At 42.5% G+C, this 1180-nt stretch carries 1 protein-coding gene; it reads left to right on the top strand.

The features are described from left to right. The first annotated feature begins 508 nt into the window (after positions 1 to 508). Positions 509 to 709, top strand: coding sequence for a hypothetical protein (locus VD907_05785; GenBank protein HYG84355.1), 201 nt, complete (start codon positions 509 to 511; stop codon positions 707 to 709). Positions 710 to 1180: the final 471 nt, after the last annotated feature.

Raw genomic sequence — 1180 nt, 5'->3', positions numbered from 1 at the left:
CCCAAAACCCCATTAAGAGGAAACATGGATTAAGAAGTGTAAATGAGTAGAATAAATTATAATTAAAACGAGAAATTTAATAAGGGAAGAGTAAATTGAAATTGCCAGTTAATGATATATTAGGGAATAAATCATAAACCGAGCATAACCCTTCGGGCTTTGCTGAAGTGTAGAGTGAAGTTGGATGGGAAGCAGCAGACATCTGTGCATTTGAAGGGGCAACTGATGTGGGGGCCATGGGTGCGTGCACAATGGTGGTGACTGGGAACGGGCGGCAGGTGTGGCAGGATTAGCCAAGGTACAGTTTCACTCCTAGAATAACCCATTTAGTAAGTCACGCTAGAAGTTGTTACTAAAATTAGCAACATGCAAACCCTTTAAAAGGCGCTGCTGAGAATGCAATTTCAATTTATCTCAACAAATGAAATACACTACTTTGGTCCTCGCCGCCTTCCTCGGAACTGCATGCGCAGCTCATGCTGGAAAGGTTTCCAAATTGCTTGCCCAAGTGAATCAAGACTCTACTGAAGACGACGAGTGCGGTGTTGCTCAAGCTCAAGCTCTCGCAGTCGATATTGATGAAGATGCATTCGAAGCTACTGTAGATGTTGACTGGTGCGATTGCTACTACGACTTGCCAGACCTCGGTAATGGAATCTCTGCCCAAACATCTCTCTTGGCCAGCATCAACGAAGTCACATCCCTCTAATCAACTCCCGATGTCTTACAAGACACATACTGCAACAGCAACTGCTGCTCATGCAACCAAGCCAACGCAGAAGAAAGAAAGAACGCTCAAAGACTGAGACACTTCTGCATTGAAGGTGATATCACTGTTACTGAAGATATTTCATTCCACGAATTAGGACAAGCCGTCGAAGCTTCAGAAGGTATCGCCACCAAGGATTCACATTGTATCCTCAATAATGTCGGAAATACAGATACTCCAGTTATTTGCCTCGTTAACACCAATGGATGCCCAGACGAAGAAGGTGGACTCTCATCTGGAGACCCATTCGTTAGACCTGCTTCAGAATGAGCCTGAATATTTATAGCTTGAAGTTATTCTTTACTACTTACATTCCTACAAACAATATTTCCATAAATTATTCTCTTTCTATATTCAATTTCATATTTGTTTAACTGTATTATGTACACATGGGGTTTTGGGGTTTTGGGG

The organism is Verrucomicrobiia bacterium (genome assembly GCA_035629335.1).
In the GTDB taxonomy this organism is placed as follows: domain Bacteria; phylum Patescibacteriota; class Saccharimonadia; order Saccharimonadales; family Saccharimonadaceae; genus DASUUR01.
The sequence above is the reverse complement of the archived record's forward strand: the minus strand, read 5'-3'. Positions and strand labels throughout refer to the sequence as shown.